13 protein-coding genes are annotated in these 24,826 nt (G+C 30.6%); 11 read left to right on the top strand and 2 right to left on the bottom strand.

All coding sequences use genetic code 11. The features are described 5' to 3' along the window. Positions 1 to 3: 3 nt before the first annotated feature. Positions 4 to 1,617 (bottom strand): RagB/SusD family nutrient uptake outer membrane protein, encoded by a 1,614-nt coding sequence (locus tag DIS07_RS10970; RefSeq protein WP_109405294.1) that lies wholly within the window; start codon positions 1,615 to 1,617, stop codon positions 4 to 6. Between the two features lie 11 nt (positions 1,618 to 1,628). Continuing rightward, a complete protein-coding gene (locus tag DIS07_RS10965; RefSeq protein ID WP_109405293.1) occupies positions 1,629 to 4,547 on the bottom strand; it encodes a SusC/RagA family TonB-linked outer membrane protein in 2,919 nt (972 codons plus the stop codon). Positions 4,548 to 4,746: 199 nt separating this feature from the next. On the opposite strand from DIS07_RS10965, the gene DIS07_RS10960 reads away from it, so the two are divergent. The 11 genes from DIS07_RS10960 (at position 4,747) to DIS07_RS10905 (ending at position 24,811) form a co-directional block, all read left to right on the top strand. Continuing rightward, positions 4,747 to 5,769, top strand: coding sequence for a LacI family DNA-binding transcriptional regulator (locus tag DIS07_RS10960; RefSeq protein WP_109405292.1), 1,023 nt, complete (start codon positions 4,747 to 4,749; stop codon positions 5,767 to 5,769). 184 nt (positions 5,770 to 5,953) lie between these two features. Then, a complete protein-coding gene (locus DIS07_RS10955) occupies positions 5,954 to 7,300 on the top strand; it encodes an MFS transporter (protein ID WP_109405291.1) in 1,347 nt (448 codons plus the stop codon). Positions 7,301 to 7,306: 6 nt separating this feature from the next. Next, positions 7,307 to 7,963 (top strand): beta-phosphoglucomutase, encoded by a 657-nt coding sequence (pgmB, locus tag DIS07_RS10950; protein WP_109405290.1) that lies wholly within the window; start codon positions 7,307 to 7,309, stop codon positions 7,961 to 7,963. A 102-nt stretch (positions 7,964 to 8,065) separates the two neighbouring features. Then, positions 8,066 to 10,372 carry a glycoside hydrolase family 65 protein gene (locus DIS07_RS10945; protein ID WP_109405289.1) on the top strand — a complete coding sequence of 769 codons (2,307 nt, stop codon included), beginning with the start codon at positions 8,066 to 8,068 and terminating at the stop codon, positions 10,370 to 10,372. Positions 10,373 to 10,381: 9 nt separating this feature from the next. Beyond that, complete coding sequence (locus DIS07_RS10940) at positions 10,382 to 12,322, top strand: glycoside hydrolase family 13 protein (RefSeq protein WP_109405288.1); 1,941 nt, start codon at positions 10,382 to 10,384, stop codon at positions 12,320 to 12,322. A 104-nt stretch (positions 12,323 to 12,426) separates the two neighbouring features. Beyond that, complete coding sequence (locus DIS07_RS10935; protein WP_109405287.1) at positions 12,427 to 13,398, top strand: alpha/beta hydrolase; 972 nt, start codon at positions 12,427 to 12,429, stop codon at positions 13,396 to 13,398. A 79-nt stretch (positions 13,399 to 13,477) separates the two neighbouring features. Beyond that, the gene (locus DIS07_RS10930) at positions 13,478 to 15,904 is read left to right on the top strand and encodes a TIM-barrel domain-containing protein (protein WP_109405286.1); all 2,427 of its coding nucleotides are present in this window, start codon (positions 13,478 to 13,480) and stop codon (positions 15,902 to 15,904) included. Next, entirely contained in the window at positions 15,904 to 17,781 is a 1,878-nt protein-coding gene (locus tag DIS07_RS10925; RefSeq protein WP_109405350.1) for an alpha-amylase family glycosyl hydrolase, read from the top strand. The genes DIS07_RS10930 and DIS07_RS10925 overlap by 1 nt, the downstream gene beginning before the upstream one ends. Before the next feature lie 3 nt (positions 17,782 to 17,784). After that, positions 17,785 to 19,428, top strand: a complete 1,644-nt coding sequence (locus DIS07_RS10920) for an alpha-amylase family glycosyl hydrolase (RefSeq protein WP_109405285.1) — start codon at positions 17,785 to 17,787, stop codon at positions 19,426 to 19,428. After that, positions 19,425 to 21,539, top strand: a complete 2,115-nt coding sequence (locus DIS07_RS10915; RefSeq protein ID WP_109405284.1) for a glycoside hydrolase family 97 protein — start codon at positions 19,425 to 19,427, stop codon at positions 21,537 to 21,539. The genes DIS07_RS10920 and DIS07_RS10915 overlap by 4 nt, the downstream gene beginning before the upstream one ends. Before the next feature lie 470 nt (positions 21,540 to 22,009). After that, the gene (locus tag DIS07_RS10905) at positions 22,010 to 24,811 is read left to right on the top strand and encodes a helix-turn-helix and ligand-binding sensor domain-containing protein (RefSeq protein WP_109405282.1); all 2,802 of its coding nucleotides are present in this window, start codon (positions 22,010 to 22,012) and stop codon (positions 24,809 to 24,811) included. Positions 24,812 to 24,826: the final 15 nt, after the last annotated feature.

Raw genomic sequence — 24,826 nt, 5'->3', positions numbered from 1 at the left:
AAATTAATACCCCTCATTTTGAGTTAAATTTGGGTTAGAAGCTAAACTTGATGCTGGAATAGGATAAACATCCATTGTTGCAGGTAAAGCAATACCATTACTAGCATTTCCTTTCCAAGTCCAATTATAATTTCCTCCAGTAAATTTACCAAAACGAATTAAGTCTTGTCTTCTGTGAGCTTCCCAATGTAATTCTCTTGCTCTTTCATCTAAAATAAAGTCTAAAGTGATGTCTGCAGCTGTAAGATTATTTTGAGGATTATTTGCTCTAGTTCTTAAGCTGTTCACATAGGCTTCCATATCTGAATCGGAGCCTCCAGCACCACCTCTTACATGAGCTTCGGCATACATTAAATACACATCTGCCAATCTAAATAAAGGGAAATCAGTATCTACAAAAGTTTGATCTGAACCAAAAGAACCCGTTGAAGTAGCATTTGAGTATTTTTCAATTACAAAACCTTGGTCTTTATCTGAAATGTCAGAGATTTCTATATCTCTTGTTCCAGAAATGATTGTATTTCTACTATCGTTTGCAAAGATTCCTCCATCAAATAATTGAACAAATTGTTTTCTTACTCTTAGGGCGCCTCCCCATCCACCAGCACCAACTCCTAAAGCGGCACCGTTTTCTTCTAAACTACCAACCTGACCGTTAATTATAACAGTTGTAGGTCCATAATTTTGAGTAATTAACCCATCGGAAATTAAAGGGAAAATAATTTCTTTAGTAGCGGAATTTGTATTGTTATCTGCCATAAAAAGATGCGCATAATCATCAGCTAAAGAAAATCCGCTTGAAATAATTTTTTTGGTATAAGTAAGACACTCAGTGTTTTTATCTTCTCCAATATAAACATTCGCATTTAAATACATTTTAGCCAAAATTGTCCATGCTACTGCTTTATCAGCTCTTCCATGATTATTTGTTCTAGGAGCTGCTAAATCTCCTTCTATAGCATTCAATTCTGATTCTATAAAAGTAAACAATTCTGCTCTACTAGCTTGTGGAGGAAAAAACTTTACAGTTGGGTCAGTTTCTAAAACCATAGGAGCCTTACCAAATAAATCCATCATATGATAATAAGCCATAGCCCTTAATAATCTTGCTTCTGCTCTAAAAGTTACAATGTTAGTTCTTGTGGCATCAGAAACTTTTCTAGCATCTAATTTTTCTGTAGTTGTTTCTCTTAAAAAATTATTAGCAAAAGATACAGTAACCATTGCTCTACTAAACATACCAACGATTAATGGGTTTTGAGCCGTCCATAGGTTACGTTGAATTTCTCTAGTTCCTGGGTCATTTTCATAAGACCAAATCATTTGATCTGCAGAAAGAGTTTGTAAATAAAGCAATACTCTACCGTATTGACTTGTACCTGCATCTAAACCTTCAATATTAGAGCTCCCTGGTCCGTCAACACCTGTTAGTGAAAAGTTTGCATAAACGCCTGCTAAAACTTCTAAATAAGCATCTTCACTTCCAAAAAAAGCATCACTTAAAACAGTTTGATCATCTTCTGGTACAATGTTTAAATCTTTTGTACAAGAAGCCACTACTGATGTTATTAAAATAACAACAAATAGATTTTTAATTGTTTCTATATATTTTTTCATCTTGATTTTTATTAGAATTTAATATTAGCTCCAAATAAGAAGTTTCTTGATCTTGGATAAATTAAATTATCGATTCCATTAAAAACTTCAGGATCTAAACCTGTGTAGTTTGTTAAAGTAAATACATTTTGAACACCTGCCCACAATCTTATACTACTGTATGAGAATTTTTTGATTGGATTTTCAAAAGTATAACCTAATGTAATATTGTCCATTCTTAAGTAAGAAGCATCTTCTATATAAATATCAGAATTAATTACATCTGAAGTTCTTAAGAAGTTCGTATCTAATACAGAGGTAGGTATATTACCTAGAACTGCATTGTCTTGTAATAACTCAAATTGAGCTCTAGAAGATTTTACATTATTGTACACATAATTTCCAATACTAGCTCTTAAGTTAAAAGCTAAATCAAAATTTTTATAATTAAAATTAGATTGGAACCCTAGAGTAACATCAGCATTAGGGTTTTCTTTTAAATATCTATCATCATCATTGATAATTCCATCTCCATTTAAATCTAAATATGCTCCTTCAATTGGTTTTCCTGCTGTATCATATAATTGTTTATAAACATGAAATGAATTAGGTGCAAATCCTTCTCTTAATAATTGAATTGTATTACCAGTTCCACCAGAAGTTCCACCAGTTCTTACATCTTGACCATTGGATAATTTTGTGATTTCTCTATCTAGATAAGTTGCATTGAAAGTGAAATTCCAATTATAATCATCAGATTTAAGAATATCTCCATTTAAAGTAAACTCGATACCTTTAATTTGCAATTGACCAATGTTTTGAATTGTACTGTTACTAAAGTTAGTTCCGTCTGCTAAAGCTGCGTTAAATAATAAATCATCTGAAGTTTTTTGAAAAACACTTAATGCCCCGTTAAATCTATTATCAAACAATCCATAATCTACACCAAATTCAATTGTTGTCGTTTCTTCCCATTTTAAATTAGGATTAATAACAGAAGGTATAGTTGATTGAATTGCAGCATTACCAAATAAGTATCTTGAATTGATATTACCGAAACGATATCTATCTAAGTACAAGTCATTAACACCAGGTAAGTTTTGCTGACCAGTTAAACCATAACTTGCTCTTAATTTTAAATTTGAAATTACTTTAGAATCTTTTAAGAAATCTTCATCACTAATGTTCCAAGCAATTGCAGCACCACCAAAATCTCCCCATCTATTATTTTCGCTAAATCGAGAAGTACCATCTCTTCTATAGTTTATAGTAAGTAAATATTTTTCTAAGAAAGAGAATTTTGCTCTACCAAAGAAACCAATATTAACAACATCTGGATCTGCAAAAGAAGTAGCAAAAGAATCAGGGTCTTTTAAGTTACCAGAATTTTGTCCAAAGTTTTCGAAACGTTGGTAAGAATAACCCGCGGTAACATCTACTTTTAATTTTTCTAATTCTTTTACATAATTTAAATAAGTATCAAATAACTGGTTTGATCTTTCTTGAGTACCGTTAGATTCTGTTCCAGCAAATTGCTGTGTTAAATCTCCATTTCCAATTTGGAACTTATTTAAATATTCAGAAGAACCTTTTGTTTTATCAAAACCAACATTTACCACAGCTTTTAATTCAGGTAAATAATGGAATTTATAATCAAAATTTAAATTTCCATATTGTCTAAAGTTAAACCCTGTGCTGTTAGCTAATAATAAAGAAGCTACAGGATTTTGTGTTCCGTTAGAAACAATGTTTCCGTTTCTATGTTGATAAAAACCATCGAAAGGAGAACTAGAATCGTAAATTGGTTGAGTAGGGTCGTAACGTAAAGCAGCTCCAATTTGTCCTGCATCACCAAATCTACTATCTTCAAAAGCTCTATTATAGTTTAAGTTTATTTTTAAATGATCATCAAATAATGATGGGTTCATAGATAAAGAAATTGTTTTTCTATTAAATTGAGAAGTTAAAACAGCACCTTCTTGATTTGCAAAACCAATAGATAATCTTGTTGGTATTGCTCCAAAAATTTGTCCTTTAGCGGTTAAGTTATATAAAGAAGAAACTGTAGATCGTAAAACCTCATCTTGCCAATTTGTATTAGCGTTTCCTAATAAACCTAAATCTCCAGGTCTTCTTTGAGAAACTAAATTTCTGAATTCACCAGCAGAAAAAACATTTACTCTGTCTAATACTTCTCCAAAAGTATATTGGGCATCTAAATCTAAAGTGTACTCAGTTCTACCTTTTTTAGTGGTTATAATAATTACACCATTAGAAGCTCTAGAACCATAAATAGCAGTTGCAGAAGCATCTTTTAACACAGAGAAAGACTCAATGTCATTGGGGTTAATACTTGCTAAAACACCTCTAGAACCCGTAACTCCACTTTCTTCAATTGGTAAACCATCAATAATAATTAAAGGGTTGTTAGAGGCTCCAATAGAAGAACCACCACGAATAGTAATTTGTGAACCAGAACCTGGTGCACCGCTCGTAGTAACATTAACCCCAGATACTCTACCGCTTAATAAATTTTCTGGAGTAACAATATTACCCTTAGTAAAATCTTTTGCCGTAATAGATTCTACAGAACCCGTAGCATCTTTTACAGTAGTTGTTCCATAACCCACAACAACTATCTCATCAAGTTGTTCGGCAGATTCATCAAGTTGAATTGTTAGATTAAAACTAGTTCCAATAGTTATTTCTTTGTCTGCAAACCCTAAATATTGAAAAACTAGGATGTCTCCTGTTTTAACTCTATCAATAGAAAAGTTTCCATCAAAGTCGGTTTGGGTACCTCTAGTTGTACCTTTTACCACTACACTAACACCAGGTAAAGGTTCACCTGTTGCTTTTTCTTTTACAACACCTTTTACTGTCTGTTGAGCAAACATAGTAAATGATGAAGTCAAAAGAATTCCAATTAACAATAATTTAAATTTTTTCATGTATAATTTGTTAAATAATAACTGTAAATTTGACTTGGATTTAACAATAAATTTACATTCCACATAGTAAAGATATAACGTAAAACTGTATTTTCAATATTTAAAAATTCACGAAAACGGTTTCGTGTTAACAACTTTTATTTGTGAATTATCACTATATTAACAAAAAATAACACCAAAATTTGTCTATTAATAAAAAATGAAGCAAAAAATTACCATAAAGACAATAGCTAAAGAATTAGGTGTTTCTACTTCTACAGTTTCTAAAGCTTTAAAAGATAGTCATGAAATAAGTAATGAAACTAAAGAGAAAATTCAAGCTTATGCAAATCTATACAACTACAAGCCAAACCATTTAGCACTTCAACTACGTAATCAAAAAACAAAAGTAATAGGTGTTATTCTACCTAAAATTGTACATCATTTTTTCTCTACAGTAATCAAAGGAATAGAGGATGGAGCTAATGAAAAAGGTTACAATATTATGGTTTGTTTCTCTAACGAATCTTATAAGAAAGAAGTAGAAACATTGAAAGTTTTATCTAATGGAAGTGTTGATGGAATTATTGTTTCCATAGCAAGTGAAACCCTTGAAAATAAGGATTTTAATCATTTTAAGGGCTTGGTTTCTGAGGAGATACCTTTGGTGCTTTTTGATAGAGTAGTAGATGAAATTTTATGTGACAAAGTAGTTGTAGATGATGTGAGTGCTGGCTATAAAGCCACACAACATTTGTTAGATTATGGAAGAAAAAAAATAGCTTTAATTACCACGCCAGATCATGTTAATGTTGGAGCTTTAAGAAGACAAGGTTATGAAAAAGCACTGATAGAATCTTACATTAAAAAAGACGATAATATCATTATAAAAATTGATGAAAAAGCCAACATTAAAGAGCAAATTAGAAAAGCTTTTGAGTCGGATATAGATGGTGTTTTTGCGGTAAATGAAATTTACGCAGCAAAAACCATGCGAATAGCAAAAGAAAAAGGGTTAAAAGTCCCTGAAGATATTGCTGTTATTGGGTTTACCGATGGCTTAATTTCTGAATATTCCTCTCCATCAATTACAACAATTGCACAACATGGCTTTACTATGGGAAAGCAAGCGGTTGAACTTTTAATTGAGAGAATCGAAAAAGAATCTGAAACTATTAAACCAAAAAAGATTGTAATTTCTAGCGACTTAAAACTACGAGAATCTACGAAACCGTCGTCGTAACTTTTTTACGAATTTACTAATTTTACGAAACCGTCGTCGTAGATTTTTCTTATGTTTTTTATCAAATTAAAAGAAAACATATATCTTTGTTGCATAATTACGATTTATCAATAAATTTCATTCCACACTCAATAATTGATAAGTCTAAACACTTATCGTAGTATTCACTAAAATAATTACGATAATGGAGAAGCATAAATTAAGCTTCTGGCAAATCTGGAATATGAGTTTCGGATTTCTGGGAATTCAAATGGGGTTCGCCCTTCAAAATGCAAACGCAAGCAGAATTTTACAAATTTTCGGAGCAGATGTTCATGAACTTTCTTGGTTTTGGATTATTGCGCCTTTGATGGGGTTGATTGTACAACCTATTATAGGTCATTATAGTGACAAAACTTGGGGACGATTTGGAAGAAGAAAACCATATTTTTTAGTTGGGGCTATTTTAGCATCAATAGGTTTAGTTTTAATGCCGCAAGCGGATATTTTCATTGCTTTCTTACCTGCATTATGGGTTGGAGCCGGTTTTTTAATGATTATGGATGCTTCTTTTAATATTGCTATGGAGCCTTTTAGAGCTTTAGTTGGTGATAATTTAAGAACAGATCAAAGAACTTTAGGGTTTAGTGTTCAAACTGCATTAATTGGTTTTGGAGCTGTTGTTGGCTCATGGTTACCTTATGTCATCACAAATTGGTTTGGTGTTTCAAATGAAACATCAGAAGGTGTTGTTCCTGCTAATTTAATTTGGTCTTTTATTATTGGAGCAGCTATTTTAATCATTTCTATTTTAGTTACAGTAACTACTACAAAAGAATATTCTCCAGAGGAACTTGCAAGTTTTGATAATGAATCTGAAGAAGTTTCTGATGAAGAGAGTTCTAGTTTAATGGATATTTTTGATGATTTCAAAAAAATGCCTGCAACAATGCGTCAACTAAGTTGGGTGCAGTTCTTTTCTTGGTTTGGACTTTTTGGAATGTGGGTTTTTTCTACACCTGCAATTGCGCAACATATTTATGGTTTGCCACACAATGATAGCAGTAGTACATCTTATCAAGATGCAGGAGATTGGGTTGGAATTCTTTTTGGAGTTTATAATTTAGTTTCTGCATTTTATGCTTTTGCACTACCATATATAGCAAAACAATTAGGGAGAAAAAAAACGCATTCTATTTCATTAATTATTGGAGGTTTAGGGCTTTTATCAATTTACATAATGCCAGATAAAAACTGGTTGATAGTTTCAATGATTGGAGTTGGAATTGCTTGGGCAAGTATTTTAGCAATGCCTTACGCAATTTTAGCAGGATCAATATCAGCCAAAAAAATGGGAGTATATATGGGGATTTTTAATTTCTTCATTGTTATCCCTCAAATTATCAACGCATTAATTGGTGGTCCATTAGTAAAATACGCTTATAACAACGAAGCCATATTTGCTTTGGTTATTAGTGGATTTAGTTTTTTAATTGCTGCAGTTTTAGTCTACAAAGTAAAAGATGTAGATGATGTAGTACAATCAAATTAAAAGTAAATGAAAAAAGGATTTATATTCGATTTGGATGGTGTCATTGTAGACACTGCCAAATATCATTACTTAGCTTGGAAAAAGCTAGCAAACGAATTAGGTTTTGAATTTACCAAAGAACAAAACGAATTATTTAAAGGAGTTAGTAGAAAACGTTGTTTAGATATTTTATTAAATGACATTGGTAAAATAGCGTATTCTCAAGATCAATTTGATACTTGGATGATCGAGAAAAATCTCGATTATTTAGAGTTCATAGAAAATATGGATGAATCAGAAATTCTTCCAGATGTTCCTAAGGTTTTAACTTTTTTAAAGGAAAACAAATTTCCAATTGCCTTAGGGTCAGCAAGTAAAAATGCACAACCAATTTTAGAAAAAGTAGGTTTATTACCTTATTTCGATACAATTGTAGATGGAAATAATGTTACAAAAGCAAAACCAGATCCAGAAGTTTTTCTCTTAGCAGCAAAACAATTGGGTGTAAATGCTGATCATTGTATTGTGTTTGAAGACGCTGTTGCAGGTGTAGAAGCTGCAAATGCTGCAGAAATGGTAAGTATAGGTATTGGTGATGATGAAGTGTTATCTCACGCAAAATTTAACTTTAAAGATTTTACAGAAATCAGTACCGATTTTATTAAAGAATTAATAGTTAGTTAAAAGAAACAAGAGTATAAAAACAAGAAAAAAGAAATAATCTAATGTATTTTAGGTTTATCCTTCTTCTTTCTTCTCTGTTCTTTTCTCTTAAAAAGAAAAAAGATGAATCAAGATTATATCATACCTAATGCTTGGTCAATCCTCGAAGAAGGATTTGATGCAACAATGGTAAAATCTTCAGAAAGTTTGTTCAGTATCGGAAATGGTGCAATGGGACAAAGAGCTAATTTTGAAGAAACATATACAGGAAACACTTTTCAAGGTAGTTATATTGCTGGAGTGTATTATCCTGATAAAACACGTGTTGGATGGTGGAAAAACGGATATCCAGAGTATTTTGCTAAAGTCCTAAATGCACCAAATTGGATTGGAATTAACGTTCAAATTAACGATGAAGAATTAGACTTACATGCCTGTAATAAGGTGTCAAATTTTAAGAGAGAACTCAACATGAAAGAAGGTTGGTTGTCTCGTAGTTTTGAAGCAGAATTACAAAACGGAATAAAAATAAAAGTAGAAACTAAGCGTTTTTTGAGCTTGGAATTAGATGAAGTGGGTGCAATTAGGTATGCAGTTACTCCCTTAAATGCCAATGCGAAAATTACTTTTTCTCCTTATTTAGATGCAAGTATTACCAATGAAGATACCAATTGGGATGACCAATTTTGGGATGTTTTAGAAGTACATCAAAACAATCAGCAATCTTTTATTCAAGCACGTACAATGAAAACTCATTTTTATACGTGTACATTTATGGAATCTCGCTTATTTGTTGATAATGAAGAGGTTTTAACGGATTGTACCAATGAAAAAACTGATAAAACTGCAACTTGTTCTTATCAACAAGAAATCAATCAAAATCAAACTTATACCATTCACAAATTTGGTGGATATGTAGTGGATAGAAACCACAATAAAAACGAATTGGTTGCAGTTGCAAAAGATGTTTTAGACAAAGCTGTAAGTTTTGGTTTTGATGCTTTATTAGAAATGCAAAAACAATCTTGGGCGCAAATTTGGAGTATGTCAGACATCACTATAGAAGGAGATGTGAAAGCGCAACAAGGAATTCGTTTTAATATTTTTCAACTAAATCAAACGTATTTAGGTACAGATGCTACCTTAAATATTGGTCCAAAAGGATTTACTGGTGAAAAATACGGAGGAAGTACTTATTGGGATACTGAAGCCTATTGTATTCCCTTTTATATGGCAACCAAAGACCAATCTGTAGCTAGAACTTTGTTAGAATACAGATACAAACATTTAGATAAAGCTATTGAAAATGCTGAAAAACTAGGTTTTACAAATGGAGCAGCATTGTATCCAATGGTTACGATGAATGGTGAAGAATGCCATAATGAATGGGAAATCACTTTCGAAGAAATTCATAGAAATGGAGCTATCGCATTTGCCATTTACAATTATCACAGATTTACGGAAGACTATTCTTACATCCCAGAAAAAGGACTAGAAGTTTTAATCGGAATTGCTCGTTTTTGGCATCAAAGAGTAAATTTCTCTACAGACAAAAATAAATACGTAATGTTAGGGGTAACAGGTCCTAATGAATACGAGAACAATATAAATAACAATTGGTACACAAATTACATCGCAAAATGGTGTATTGAGTATGCTTTAGAGAATATCAATACTGTAAAAACAGACCATATTTCTGATTATATCAGAATTAAAGAGAAAGTTAATTTTACTGATGAAGAATTATCTTCTTGGAAAAAAGTGGTTGATAATATGTATTTTCCTTACTCTGAAAAGCATAATGTTTTCTTACAACAAGACGGATTTTTAGACAAAGAATTAATCACAGTTGCAGATTTAGACAAAAGTCAAAGACCTATCAATCAAAAATGGAGTTGGGACAGAATTTTGCGTTCACCTTACATCAAACAAGCAGATACTTTACAAGGTTTTTATATGTTCGAAGATCATTTTTCTACGGAAGAATTGGAAAGACATTTCGATTTTTACGAGCCATTTACAGTTCACGAAAGTTCGCTTTCACCTTGTGTACATAGTATTCAGGCTGCAAAGTTAGACAGAATGGAACAGGCTTATACGTTCTATTTACGAACTTCTCGTTTAGATTTAGACGATTACAATCACGAAGTAGAAGAAGGTTTACACATTACATCTATGGCTGGGACTTGGATGAGTATTGTAGAAGGTTTCGGAGGAATGAGAGTACTAAATAATACACTTTCTTTTTCGCCAAAAATTCCTAAAGAATGGAAATCATATTCTTTTAAAGTTAATTTTAGAAATCAAATAATTACGGTGAATGTTACTCAAAAAGGTACTCATTTTGAGATTGATGGAAAAAAGGAAATTCAAATTTTAGTAAATGGTGAGTCTATTTCTGTTTCACCAAATCAATTAGTAACTGTTTAAATATACACTATGAAACGCTTCAGAAACATTTTGTTTTCATTATCAATTGTCTTTTTTGTTTCTTGTAATCCTACTGAAACTTCTAAAAATGTTTCTGAAGTTTCTGTTTCAAACTCATCTTTAGAAAGAGTTGAGCCGCCTCATTGGTGGGTAAATATGAAGAATGATGAATTACAACTTTTAGTTCATCATCCAAATATTTCTGACTATACTCCAGAAATAAATTATCAAGGGATTTCAATTGCAAAAGTTACAAACTCAAAAAAAAGTAAAAACTATTTATTTATCGACTTTAAAATTGATAAAACGGCTAAAGCAGGTAAGTTTGATATCACTTTTAAAAAAGAAAATTCAGAGAATTTAATTCACACTTACGAGTTAAAATCAAGAGTAAAATCTGCTGAAGATTATGTAGGTTTTGATAGTTCTGATGCGATTTATTTAATTACCCCAGATCGTTTTACAAACGCTGATGAGAGTAATGATATCAACAAAAATTTAAAAGACCAATCTTTAGATAGAACAGATGGTTATAAAAGACACGGAGGTGATTTACAAGGAATTATTAATGGTGTAGATTACATTTTAGATTTAGGTTTTACAGCGATTTGGCCAACTCCTGTGTTAATGAATGATATGCCTAAAGGATCTTATCACGGTTATGCAATTACCGATTATTATCAGGTTGATCCACGTTTTGGAACAATGAAAGATTACAAGGAACTAGCTGAAAAATTGCGCAAAAAAGGAATGAAATTGATTATGGATCAAGTGGCTAATCATTGCGGATTAGAACATTGGTGGATGAAAGATATTCCTTTTGATGATTGGGTAAACCATCAAAAAAACTACGAAGACAATATTAAAAACTGGAACTGGAAAACAAATATTGGTTCTAATCATAGAAGAACGACTAATCAAGATTTATATGCTTCGGAAGCTGATAGAAAAGGAAATAATGAAGGTTGGTTTGTGGCTGGAATGCCAGATTTGAATCAACGTAATCCATTTATGGCAAATTACATCATTCAAAATTCAATTTGGTGGATAGAAACTTTAGGTTTGGGCGGAATTCGTCAAGATACGTATCCATATCCAGATAAAGATTTTATGAGCAATTGGGCTGGATCAATAATGAAAGAATATCCTAATTTTTCTATAGTTGGAGAAGAGTGGAGTTACAATCCGTTATTGGTGGGTTATTGGCAAAAAGGCGCAAAAAATAAAGATGGTTATCAGTCTAATTTAAAATCATCAATGGATTTTCCGATGCAAAAAGCAATCATAGACGGAATTAATGAAAAAGAATCTTGGGACAAAGGTTTGGTAAAATTATACGAAGGTTTAGCAAACGATTTTCATTACGCAACACCTAAAGATATTATGGCTTTCTTAGACAATCACGATAAAAGTAGGTTGTACACAGAAGTTGGAGAAGATTTTACAAAATCTAAAATGGCATTGAGTTATTTGTTGATATTACCAAGGATTCCACAGGTTTATTACGGAACTGAAATTTTGATGGATGATACTGCAAAACCTGGAGATCATGGATTGATAAGAACCGATTTCCCTGGAGGATGGAAAGGTGATTCAGTAAATGCTTTTACGGGAGAAGGTTTAACAGGAAATCAAAAAGAAATGCAGTCTTTTGTGAGTAAAATTTTAAATTATCGAAAAAATAGTGCTGCAATTCAAGAAGGAAAAACAGTTCATTTTTCACCTTTTACGGGGACTTATTTCTTGTTTAGAGTTAAAGATGATGAAACAGTTGTACATATCATCAATAAAAATGAAAAACCAATAAGTATCGATTTAAAAAGATATGCAGAGGTTGGTTTAAAAGGTAAAACTTTAAAGAATATTGTTTCTGGAGAAGATTTTATTTGGGGCGATGTTATCCATCTAAAACAAAAAGGAAGTACTATTTTAACTACTAAATCGAATTAATATATAAGATCTTTGCGGTTTTTAAAACCTTAAAGACTGATTAAAACTAACTATCAGTTCAAGTAAATTTCTAAAGAAAAAAATAATATCAAGAAATCTTAATTATGAAAAATCTAATTTCAATTTTATTAATAATTATATTTTTTTCTTGTAAATCTTCAACAAAACAAGAACAAAAAGAAGATGCAAATGCATCTGAAATAAACTCATACGAATTAACATCTGCAAAATTATCATCAGGAAAATTAATTCGAGTAGATTCTTTTCCTTCAACAAATATTACTCCAAGACCTGTTGATGTTTGGTTGCCGGAAAATTATTCATCAGAAAAAAAATATGCAGTGTTATATATGCACGATGGTCAAATGTTATTTGATGCAAAAACTACTTGGAACAAACAAGAATGGATGATTGATGAGGTTGCTTCAAAACTAATGAAAGATGGTATTACTAAAAATTTTATTGTAGTTGCTATTCATAACATATCAGAAATTAGGTGGTTGGATTTATATCCTGAAAAATCTATGAAATATCTTACCAAAGAAGAATTAGAAAATTTAATAAGTTTTTCTAAAAATAAGGTAAGTGTTGAAGATTTAAATGGAGATGAGTACTTAAAATTTATGGTTGAAGAATTAAAACCTTACATAGATAAAACATACGTTGTTTTTACAAATAAAGAAAACACTTTTGTTGCCGGTTCTTCAATGGGAGGTTTAATGTCTATGTATGCAGTTGCAGAATATCCAAATGTTTTTGCTGGTGCGGCTTGTATTTCTACGCATTGGGTAGGAGGAAGGCCAATGGAAAATAATCCGTTGCCAAAAGCAATTTTTAGTTATTTAGAGAATAATGTTCCTGATGCTAAAACACATAAAATGTATTTCGATTATGGTAATAAAACATTAGATCAATACTATCCTCAATATGCCTCAATTGTAGATAAAATCTTTGTGAGTAACGGATATGTTATGGATGAAAATTTTAAAAATGTATTTTTTGAAAACACCAATCATTCTGAATTGTCTTGGCAAAAAAGAGTGGATATTCCAATTACATTTTTATTAAAAAAGTAGTACAAATTGTCAGTTCTATTAAATTTATGACGGACGAATAAATTTGTATCGAGAACATTAAAAAGTTTTAAAACCAATTATGAGAAAACTATTTTCCCTTTTTTACTTTCTTTTTGCAATTCAAATTTCTTTATCACAAAACGAATTTCGTTTTCTAAAAAATTTAGAACAAGATGGAAATAAGATTACTATTATTGTAAATGATGGAAAATACCTTATTAAATACTATTCACCACAAATTGTAGAAACTACATTTATTCCGCAAAATCAAAATTTTAAAGATGCATCTCATGCAGTGGTTTTGCAACCGAAAAAAGTAGATTTGGTTCTGCATACATCAGAAAATAGAACTGTAGCAATTTCTGATGGGATTTCGTTAGATATTACTCATAAACCTTTTCAAATATCCTATTCTGATAAAGAGAACAACGAAATTACTTCAGAAAAACGAGGTTATTTCAAATCAAAACATATCCATTTAGAAAATGTAAAAGGAAATATTGTATATGATGAAACTGAAAAAATAGAATTTAATTTAAAAGATGATGAAATTTTATTTGGAGGAGGAGCAAGGGCTTTAGGAATGAATAGACGAGGTAATCGTTTAGCTTTATACAACAGAGCACATTATGGCTATGAAACGCATTCTGAATTGATGAATTTTACAATACCAATAGTTATTTCTTCCAAAAAATACATGATTCATTTTGACAATGCACCAGTTGGATATTTAGATTTGGATAGTAAAAAAGACAATTCATTAACTTATGAAACCATTTCAGGACGAAAAACATATCAAATAATCATTGGCGATTCCTGGGAAGATTTAATAGATAATTATACTGATTTAACAGGAAAACAACCTTTGCCACCAAGATGGACCTTGGGTAATTTTTCAAGTAGATTTGGATACCATTCTCAAAAAGAAACTGAAAACACAATTGATAAGTTTAAAGAAGAAAAGATTCCTGTAGATGGTGTAATTTTAGATTTGTATTGGTTTGGAAAAACGGTACAAGGTACTATGGGGAATTTGGAAGTGGACAAAGATTCATTTCCAGATATGAAACAAATGGTTACGAATTTAAAAAACAAAGGTGTTAAAACCGTTTTAATTACAGAACCATTTGTCTTATCAACCTCAAAAAAATGGGATGAAGCCGATAAAAAACAAGTGTTAGCTAAAGATACAGTTGGTAAGTCTGCTAGATACGATTTTTACTTTGGGAATACAGGAATTGTAGACATTTATAAAAAGGATGGTAAAGATTGGTTCTGGAACATTTACAAAGAAATATTAGATTATGGTGTAAAAGGTTTGTGGGGAGATTTAGGTGAACCTGAAGTGCTTCCTGCTTGGGTAACTTTTGGTAACCATCAAAAAGCAGATGAAATCCATAATATTTACGGTCGTGATTGGGCAAGATTAATTGCTGAAAATTACAAACAAGATTTCCCAAATGAGCGTCCTTTTATTTTAATGCGTGCAGGATATTCTGGTTCACAACGTTTCGGAATGATTCCTTGGTCAGGAGATGTAAATAGAACTTGGGGAGGTTTGCAATCGCAACCAGAAATTTCTTTACAAATGGGAATGCAAGGTCTGGGTTATATGCACTCAGATTTAGGTGGATTTGCAGGTGCGAATTTAGATGACAGTTTGTATGTGAGATGGTTACAATATGGGGTTTTTCAACCAATTTATAGGCCCCATGCACAAGAAGATGTAGCAAGTGAACCTGTTTTTAGAAGTGATTTTGCAAAAAAACACGCAAAAAAAGCCATTGAGTTGCGATATAAAATGCTGCCTTACAATTACAATTTGGCGTTTGAAAACAACCAAAAAGGAATACCTTTAATGCGTCCTATTTTCTTTGAAGAAGATGATAAAAAATTGATGAAAAACTCATCTACATATTTATGGGGAAAAGATTTTTTAATCACACCTATTTTAAAAGACTCCGTAAAAACGACAGCAATTTATTTTCCAAAAACTGCGAATTGGTTTAATTTTTATTTTGATGAAAAAGTTAAAGGAGGTCAGACAAAATCGGTAAAAGTAAAACAGAAAGCAATTCCGACTTATGTAAGAGGTGGAGTTGTAATTCCGATGACAAAGTTGGTGCAAACTACTGATAATTATAGTGGAAATAAGTTAGAATTACATTATTGGTTTGATGCTTCTGTAAAAGAATCAGAAAGAACCATGTATAATGATGATGGGGAAACAGCCAACGCTTTTGAAAAAGGAGAATATGAGTTGTTAGAATTTGAAGTTGAGCTAGAAAAAAAATGGTTAGAAATAGATTTTGAGGCAGCATTTGGTAGCAATTGGAATCCGCAAGAAAAGGAAGTAGAATTGATTGTACATAATATTAATTGGAATCCAAAAAAGATAAAAGTTAATAGAAAAAGAAAACGAATTTCAGTAAAAGAAAATCAAATAAAAATTCCTGTAAAATGGAATCCAAGGAAAGAATTAAAAATACAAATTTCATTAAAATAATGGGAAAAAACATTATCATATTTACAGTTTTTCTTTCAGTTTTAGTAGGCTGTAAACCAGAAAAAACATCAAATAATGTAGTTGCAGAAACTGATAAAAAAAAGAAACGTAAAGTTGTCGTTTATCAAGTGTTTACAAGACTTTTTGGAAATACAAATACTACAAATAAATCTTGGGGAACAATAGAAGAGAATGGAGTAGGAAAGTTTAATGACTTTACTGATAAAGCCTTAACTGAAATTAAAGATTTAGGTGTTACACATATTTGGTACACGGGTGTTCCTCATCATGATGTAATTCGCGATTATACAAAATATGGCATTTCAAATGACGATCCGGATGTTGTAAAAGGACGTGCTGGTTCTCCATATGCAGTGAAAGATTACTACAATGTAAACCCAGATTTGGCAGTAAATGTAGAGAATAGATTGCAAGAGTTTGAAGCTTTAGTTAAACGTTCTCATAAAAATGGGTTGAAAGTAATTATTGATATTGTGCCTAATCATGTCGCTCGGAATTACAAGAGTTTGACGAACCCTAAAGGAACAAAAGATTTTGGTGCAGATGATGATAAAACTGTTGCTTACAAGGTGAATAATAATTTTTATTACGTACCAAAACAAGAATTTGAAGTACCTGATTTTTTAAATGGATACAAACCATTAGGAGGAGAAAATCATCCTTTATCAGATAGAGAATTTGATGAGAATCCTGCAAAATGGACAGGGAATGGATCACGTTCTCCAAAACCCAATTTTTATGATTGGTATGAAACTGTAAAAGTGAATTATGGTATTTCTCCTGATGGTAAAAAAGATTTTGATGAATTACCAGAAGGATTTGATAACGAAGATTACAAAAAACATTTCAATTTTTGGAAAGATAAAACTGTACCAGATTCTTGGATTAAATTTAGAGATATTGCTCTGTATTGGATTGAAAAAGGAGTTGATGGATTTAGATACGATATGGCAGAAATGGTTCCTGTAGAATTTTGGAGTTATATGAATTCATCAATTAAAATGAAAAACCCTGATGCTTTTTTATTAGCTGAGGTGTATAATCCTTCTTTATATAGAGATTATATTAGAAAAGGTAAAATGGATTATTTATATGATAAAGTGCAATTGTATGATACCATAAAAAACATAATGCAAGGTAAAGGTTTAACGGATAACATTCCGCCAATTCAAGAAGATTTAAATGATATTGAACACAATATGTTACACTTCTTAGAAAATCATGACGAACAACGAATTTCGAGTCCAGAATTTGCTGGAAATCCTGATAAAGCAAAACCAGCAATGGTTGTTTCTGCAACCATTTCTACTGCACCAACTATGATTTATTTCGGACAAGAATTGGGTGAAGATGGTTCAGAAAATGCAGGTTTTGGAAGTCCTTCAAGAACATCAATTTTTGATTATGTTGGTGTACCTGCACTACAACGTTGGGTGAATGCAAAACAGTTTGATGGTGGGCAATCTACCATAGAAGAACTTGAGTTAAGAGATTTTTACAAAAGACTTTTAAATTTCACCATTTCTTCTGATGCTTTGATGGGTAAATATCAAGATATTCATCAATATAACAGAGAAAAAACATTAAATTATAATTCTAAAGTTTTATCATTTGTACGTTGGTCAGATAATGAAAAACTGATTATTGTTTCAAATTTTGATGCTGTTGGAAATCATAGATTTGAATTGAAAATCCCATCAGAAATTATTACAAAATGGAATTTGCAAGATGGGGAATATCAATTAAAAGATCAATTATATAGTATTGAAGAATTTACTTTAAATGTTCAAAAAGGAGAAGGTCTAGTTCGTCTAAAATTAGCTCCATTTCAATCATTCATTTTACAATTACAATAAATTATGAGATATATTTCAATTCTTTTATTAGCGATAACAATTATAAGTTGTCAAGAACCAAAGAAAGAAGTTCAAAAACCAATTAAAGAGTTTGTTTGGGAAGGAGCAAATGTATATTTTTTACTAACAGACCGCTTTAATAATGGAGATACGAGTAATGATATCAATTTTGATAGAACTAAAGAAACAGGTGTTTTAAGAGGTTTTGAAGGTGGAGATATCAAAGGAATTACCCAAAAAATTAAAGAAGGCTATTTTACAAATTTAGGAATCAATGCCATTTGGATGACCCCAATTGTAGAACAAATTCATGGAGCTACAGATGAAGGTACAGGTAATACTTATGGTTTTCACGGGTATTGGGCAAAAGATTGGACAAATATTGATTCTAATTACGGAACAAAAGCAGACTTAAAAGAATTGGTTGAGGTTGCTCATAAGAACGGAATTCGAATTTTATTAGATGCTGTCATCAATCATACAGGGCCAGTAACAGCAAAAGATCCTGTTTGGCCTTCAGATTGGGTAAGAACAGAACCGCAGTGTCAATATTCGAATTACGAGAATACGATTAAATGTACATTAGTTAAAAATTTACCAGACATTAGAACGGATAGCAATGACAATGTAGAATTACCTCCTCAATTAGTGGCTAAATGGAAAGCTGAAGGACGATATGAACAAGAATTGAAAGAATTGGATGTGTTCTTTAAAAGAACTGGTTATCCAAGAGCCCCACGTTTTTATATTATGAAGTGGCTAACAGATTATATTACAGAATTTGGAATTGATGGCTATAGAGTTGATACTGTGAAGCATACAGAAGAATCTGTGTGGCAAGAATTTAAAGTTGAGTGCGATTATGCTTTTGAACAATACAAGAAAAATAATCCAGAGAAAGCACTTGATGACAATGGTTTTTATTTGGTTGGAGAAGTATATAATTATGCAATTTCTCATGGAAAAGCATTTGATTTTGGAGATAAAGAAGTTAATTATTTCGATAAAGCATTTAACAGCTTAATCAATTTTGAAATCAAATGGAATGCAAAACAAATGGCAGAAAAAGATGTATTTCACAAATACGATTCATTGCTAAACACAAATTTAAAGGGTTATGGAGTCTTGAATTATATGACTTCTCATGATGATGGTCAACCTTTTGATAAAGAACGTAAAATGCCTTTCAAAACTGCCACAATGTTGTTCTTAACTCCAGGAACCTCACAAGTGTATTATGGTGATGAAACTGCAAGAAATTTAACAATAGAAGGGGCTGTTGGTGATGCAACTTTACGCTCTTTTATGAATTGGGATGCTATGTCTGATGATAAAACCCAAGAAGTTTTAAAACACTGGCAAAAATTAGGACAGTTTAGAGCGAATCATATGGCAGTTGGTGCAGGAAAACATCAAATAATTTCAGAGGAAAATGGATTGATTTTTTCGAGAATTAGAAAAGACGATAAAGTTGTCATTGGTATCAATTTATCAAAAGGAGAAAAAAGTATTGATGTTTCATCCATTTTTAAAAATGGCGACAAATTAAATGATGTTTATTCAAATCAAATTGTTCAGGTAAAAGATGGTAAAGTTATGATTGATTCAGATTTTGATATTGTTTTGTTAGAAAAGAAACGATTATGAAAATTAGAATTCTGTGTTTTATTTTTAGTTTCATCACTTTAATTTCTTGTGATGTAGCATCTTCAGGAGTTTCATCACCAGATGAAAATGTAAATGTGAAATTTTTTCTAAATAAAGAAGGAAGTTTTTTTTACACCATCAATTACAATCAAAAAGCAATTATTGATACTTCATATGTTGGTTTTGAATTTACAAACGCACCTTCATTAAACAAAGGTTTTATTGCCAAAGTAAAAAAGCCAAATGAAGTAAATGAAACCTGGCAAATGCCTTGGGGTGAGCAACTAAATGTTGTCAATAATTACAAAGAAATCGTTGTTGAATTGCAAGAAAGAGATGATTTACAACGCAAACTCAATTTGGTTTTTAGAGTGTATAATGATGGAGTAGGTTTTAGATATGAGTTTCCAGAACAAGAAAATTTAAAAGAAGTATTTATAAAAGAAGAACAAACTGAATTCAATTTAACTGAAGATTACAAAACTTTTTGGATTCCAGGAGATTGGGATATTTACGAACACTTGTATAGCACTACTAAGTTATCAGAAATTGATGCAAAAAATTACAAAGTAAACAGTGCTTTGGCTCAAACAAGCATTCCTGAAAATGCAGTAAACACTCCTGTTACTTTAGTAGGTGAGGATGGCATACATTTAAGCCTTCACGAAGCTGCCTTAGTTGATTATTCAGGAATGACCTTAAAAGTAGATACTAAGAATTTGAAATTTACAAGTAATTTGGTAGGTTCTAAAAATACTGAACATAAGGTAAAAAGAGAATTACCTTTTAAAACACCTTGGAGAACCATTCAAATTGCTAATAATGCACCAGATTTAATCGAATCAAATTTAATAGTAAACTTAAATGAACCTAATAAATTAGGTGATGTTTCTTGGTTTACACCAATGAAATATACAGGTGTTTGGTGGGAAATGCATTTAGGAAAATCTTCTTGGGATTATGGAATGGAAATGGTTGATGGTAAATGGAAAGATACAGGAAAAGCACATGGAAAACATGGAGCAACTACAGAAAATGTGAAACGTTTTATTGATTTTTCAGCAAAAAACAACATCAAAGGTGTTTTAGTAGAAGGCTGGAATACAGGATGGGAAAGATGGATTGGTTTTGAAGATAGAGAAGGAGTTTTCGATTTTGTAACTCCATATCCTGATTATAATTTAGATGAAGTTACAGCTTATGCTAAAGAAAAAGGAGTACAAATTATTATGCATCATGAAACCTCTGCAGCAACTCAAACTTATGAAAAACAGCAAGATACAGCCTACGCTTTAATGCAGAAATATGGAATGCATGCAGTAAAATCGGGTTATGTGGGTAAAATCATTCCAAAAGGTGAATATCATCATGGGCAGTACATGGTATATCAATATAACAATGCAGCTATAAAAGCGGCTAAATATCAAGTTGCTGTAAATGCGCATGAGCCCATTAAAGCCACAGGTTTGCGTAGAACGTATCCTAATATTATTTCTAGAGAAGGTTTACGAGGGCAAGAATTTAATGCTTGGTCTCCAGATGGTGGGAATCCTCCAGAACACCTATCAATAGTTGCTTTTACAAGAATGTTAGCAGGTCCAATAGATTTTACACCAGGTATTTTTAATATCAAGTTTGATGAATATCGTAAAGAAAATCAAGTAAACACAACTCTTGCGCATCAATTGGCTTTGTATGTGGTTATTTACAGCCCTGTACAAATGGCTGCTGATTTGGTAGCGCATTATGAGGCAAATCCAAAACCTTTACAATTTATTAAAGATGTAGGCGTAGATTGGTCTGAAACCAAAGTTTTAAATGGAGAAGTAGGTGATTATGTAACAATTGCTAGAAAAGAACGAAAAACAGATAATTGGTTTTTGGGAAGCATTACTGATGAAAATGCAAGAGAAATTGAAATTGATTTCAGTTTTTTAGAAGCAAAAACAATATATGAAGCAACAATTTACAAAGATGGTAAAACTGCTCATTGGAATAAAAACCCGTTAGACATAATAATAAATAATAAAGAGTTGGATAAGAACTCTAAATTAAAATTTAACCTAGCTTCAGGAGGTGGATTGGCGATTAGTTTAAAGAAGAAAAATTAGTCTTTACTAACTTTATTAAATTCATTAATCATTAGAAAAGCCCAAATAATTACACATATTCCTACAAAAATCGAAAAATAAAGGACAATACTATCTGCGCTCACGGTTGATTAGTTTTAAGTAAATCATTACTCCTAATAAGGTTGGAGCCCAAAGTCCGAGGAAAATCCCATGCAATTTATCTCCACTAAGAAAGAGATATTCTGCTACAAGAATTATCAAAATACATAAAGCCAACATTAAAAAGTTTGCAATACCTAATTTTTTTATAAAATTCATATACAGTTTAAAAATTTTAATAAAGTTAATGATTTTTCTGTAAAAATTATTAGAAATTGTTTGTATTGAATATTATTTGTTATTTCTTGGATTATAAAAAACCATACATTTAAATACAATAAATAATAATTTATATAATTTTACTATATTTTATGTAATTTAGTAACCAAACATATTAGTCTTTTAATAGTATGAAATGGTTTAGATATTTGCTTCAGGTTTTGTTTTTATTTGTTAGTAGTTTGGTTTTTTCACAAGAATTTCCACCTATTAATATTTTCTATACAGAAGATTATCAAGCAGAAAATCAAAACTGGGATATTTCTCAATCTCAAAATGATTTTATCTATGTTGCCAACAATAAAGGTCTCTTAGAATATAATGGCGCTTCATGGAAGTTATTTGAAACTCCAAATGAAACCATAATGAGATCTGTTAAAGTTTTTGAAAATAAAGTATTTACAGGTTTTTACATGGGGTTTGGTTTTTGGGAGAAAGATATTTATGGAGATTTAAAATATAATTCTATTGTAAAAGAGCAGAATGTAAAGATGCTCGAAGACGAGCAAATATGGCAAATATTGGAAATAGATGGATGGATGATTTTTAGATCATTACAGCGAATATATCTTTATAATTTAAGCTCAAAAGAGATTAAAGTAATTAATGTAGCTAATAGGATTAATTGTTTAGCTAAAGTGGCTGGTGTAATTTATTTTCATGAAGCTAATAAAGGATTATTTAAAATTCAAAATGGAGCGCCAAAGTTAGTTTCTAACGATAAAATAGTTAAAGATAATTTTATAGTAAATGTTTTTTTAAAAGACAACAGGCTTCTACTTTTAAGTAAAGAAAATGGTTTTTTTTATTTGAATAGTAATGGCCTTGAAAAATGGAAAATTCCTTCAGAAAACTTATTATTATCTAAAACAGTATATAGTGCAAAGCAATTGCGAGATAAGAGTTTTGCTATTGGAACAATATCAAATGGCTTGATATATTTTAATGAAATAGGAGAATTACAGTACCAAATAAAACAAAGTTCTGGTTTAAGTAATAATACAATACTTTCCATATTAGAAGATAAAAAAAATAATTTGTGGTTAGGTTTAGATAATGGAATAAATTGTGTGAATAATATTTCTCCTTTTAAGATGTATAATAAAAAGAGTGATTTTTTAGGCACTATTTATACTTCAATTATTTATAAAAACAACATTTATTTAGGTACTAACCAAGGATTGTTTTATAGAGAAATTAATTCTAAAGATCAGTTTAAGTTTATAAAGAATACTCAAGGACAGGTTTGGAGTTTATCAATAATTGATGAAGAATTATTTTGTGGTCATAATTCAGGTACTTTTATTATTAATAATAATAAAGCAGATAATATATTTAGTAAAGAAGGAACATGGACTATTCTAAAAATAGATAATAATACAATTTTACAGGGGTGTTATGATGGTTTATATATATTAAAGAATAATGGTTTTCGTTGGGAGTTAAAGAATAAAATAAAAGGGTTTAAAAATTCAAGTAAATTTATAGTACTAGCAGATGATAACAAGATTTTTGTAAATCATGAGTACAAAGGTGTATATAAGCTTACTCTTGATAAAGATTTTACAGAAGTTATAAATCTTGAGATTGAGCAAACTCTAGCCAAAGGTATTCATTCAAGTATTTTAAAATACCGAGATAAAATTTTATATGCCAACAAAAAAGGGGTTTATGTTTACAATAAAGAAAAAGATTCTTTTAGTAAAGATAGTTTATTTAGTAATTTAATTTTTGAATCTTCTTTTATTTCAGCAAAACTAGTTTACAGTCCTGTAAATGATAAATTATGGGCTTTCTCTAAAGACCATATTAAATATTTATCTCCAGGTAAATTAAGTAATAAACCAAAAATTAAGACCATTTCCTTGGCTGAATCTATACCCAAAGCAGCTTCTGGTTATGAGAACATTATTCATATTAACAATGACAACTATCTTATTGGTACTTCTAATGGATATATTATAATTAATTTAAAATCTTTAAATGAAGTTCCAGAATTTAATATTTACATGAATGAAATTAAAAGTTTTATTATAGATGAACCGAAAGAAAACCTAAGTTTAACTGAAAAAAGTAATTTAAAATATAAAAGTAATAATCTCGAATTTTTTTATAGTGTACCTAATTATGATAAAACTGTTACTACTAAATATCAGTATAAATTAGATGGATTTAATAAAAGTTGGAGTAAACCAACTAGCTCTAATTCTGTTTTATTCGATAATTTATCTTACGGAACATATGTATTCAATGTAAGAGCAATAATAGGAGGTAAATTAAGTAGTAATGTGTCTACCTATACTTTTAAAATAGAAAGGCCATGGTATTTGTCAAATTTATTGATAAGTATATATGTTTTAATTTCATTATTTTCTTTTTATAGTGTTCATTTAGCTTCCAAAAGATATTATAAAAAACAAAGGGAAGATTTATTAGAAAAAGCAAAACGAGAATCTGAATTAAAAGAGTTAGAAAGCTCTCAAGAGATTATTAAGTTAAATAATGAAAAGCTTAGAAATGATATAGCTAATAAAAATAAAGAATTAGCTACATCGACAATGAATATGATAAAAAAGAATGAGTTTTTAAGTACTATTAAAATGGAGTTGATGAATGGAGGTGATAGGCATGTTACAAAAGTTATTAAAATCATTGATAATAACTTAAACAATACCGACGATTGGAAAATGTTTCAAGAAGCTTTTAATAATGCAGATAAAAACTTTTTAGACAAAGTTAAAGATAAGCATCCAAATTTAACTCCAAACGATTTGAGATTATGTGCTTATCTAAGATTAAATCTATCATCAAAAGAAATTGCTCCTTTGCTGAATATTTCCCCAAGAAGTGTAGAGGTAAAAAGATATAGATTAAGAAAAAAGATGAATTTATCTCATGATTCGAACTTAACAAATTATATTTTAGAAATTTAATACCTCACACATCTC

Origin of the sequence: Polaribacter aquimarinus, assembly GCF_003129485.1 — a bacterium.
Lineage (GTDB): Bacteria > Bacteroidota > Bacteroidia > Flavobacteriales > Flavobacteriaceae > Polaribacter > Polaribacter aquimarinus.
The sequence above is the reverse complement of the archived record's forward strand: the minus strand, read 5'-3'. Positions and strand labels throughout refer to the sequence as shown.

What these genes read in the sequence shown, in the direction of transcription:
- DIS07_RS10970 (WP_109405294.1), bottom strand. Translation starts at nt 1,617, where the DNA reads ATGAAAAAATATATAGAAACAATTAAAAATCTATTTGTTGTTATTTTA.
- DIS07_RS10965 (WP_109405293.1), bottom strand. Translation starts at nt 4,547, where the DNA reads ATGAAAAAATTTAAATTATTGTTAATTGGAATTCTTTTGACTTCATCA.
- DIS07_RS10960 (WP_109405292.1), top strand. Translation starts at nt 4,747, where the DNA reads ATGAAGCAAAAAATTACCATAAAGACAATAGCTAAAGAATTAGGTGTT.
- DIS07_RS10955 (WP_109405291.1), top strand. Translation starts at nt 5,954, where the DNA reads ATGGAGAAGCATAAATTAAGCTTCTGGCAAATCTGGAATATGAGTTTC.
- pgmB (WP_109405290.1), top strand. Translation starts at nt 7,307, where the DNA reads ATGAAAAAAGGATTTATATTCGATTTGGATGGTGTCATTGTAGACACT.
- DIS07_RS10945 (WP_109405289.1), top strand. Translation starts at nt 8,066, where the DNA reads ATGAATCAAGATTATATCATACCTAATGCTTGGTCAATCCTCGAAGAA.
- DIS07_RS10940 (WP_109405288.1), top strand. Translation starts at nt 10,382, where the DNA reads ATGAAACGCTTCAGAAACATTTTGTTTTCATTATCAATTGTCTTTTTT.
- DIS07_RS10935 (WP_109405287.1), top strand. Translation starts at nt 12,427, where the DNA reads ATGAAAAATCTAATTTCAATTTTATTAATAATTATATTTTTTTCTTGT.
- DIS07_RS10930 (WP_109405286.1), top strand. Translation starts at nt 13,478, where the DNA reads ATGAGAAAACTATTTTCCCTTTTTTACTTTCTTTTTGCAATTCAAATT.
- DIS07_RS10925 (WP_109405350.1), top strand. Translation starts at nt 15,904, where the DNA reads ATGGGAAAAAACATTATCATATTTACAGTTTTTCTTTCAGTTTTAGTA.
- DIS07_RS10920 (WP_109405285.1), top strand. Translation starts at nt 17,785, where the DNA reads ATGAGATATATTTCAATTCTTTTATTAGCGATAACAATTATAAGTTGT.
- DIS07_RS10915 (WP_109405284.1), top strand. Translation starts at nt 19,425, where the DNA reads ATGAAAATTAGAATTCTGTGTTTTATTTTTAGTTTCATCACTTTAATT.
- DIS07_RS10905 (WP_109405282.1), top strand. Translation starts at nt 22,010, where the DNA reads ATGAAATGGTTTAGATATTTGCTTCAGGTTTTGTTTTTATTTGTTAGT.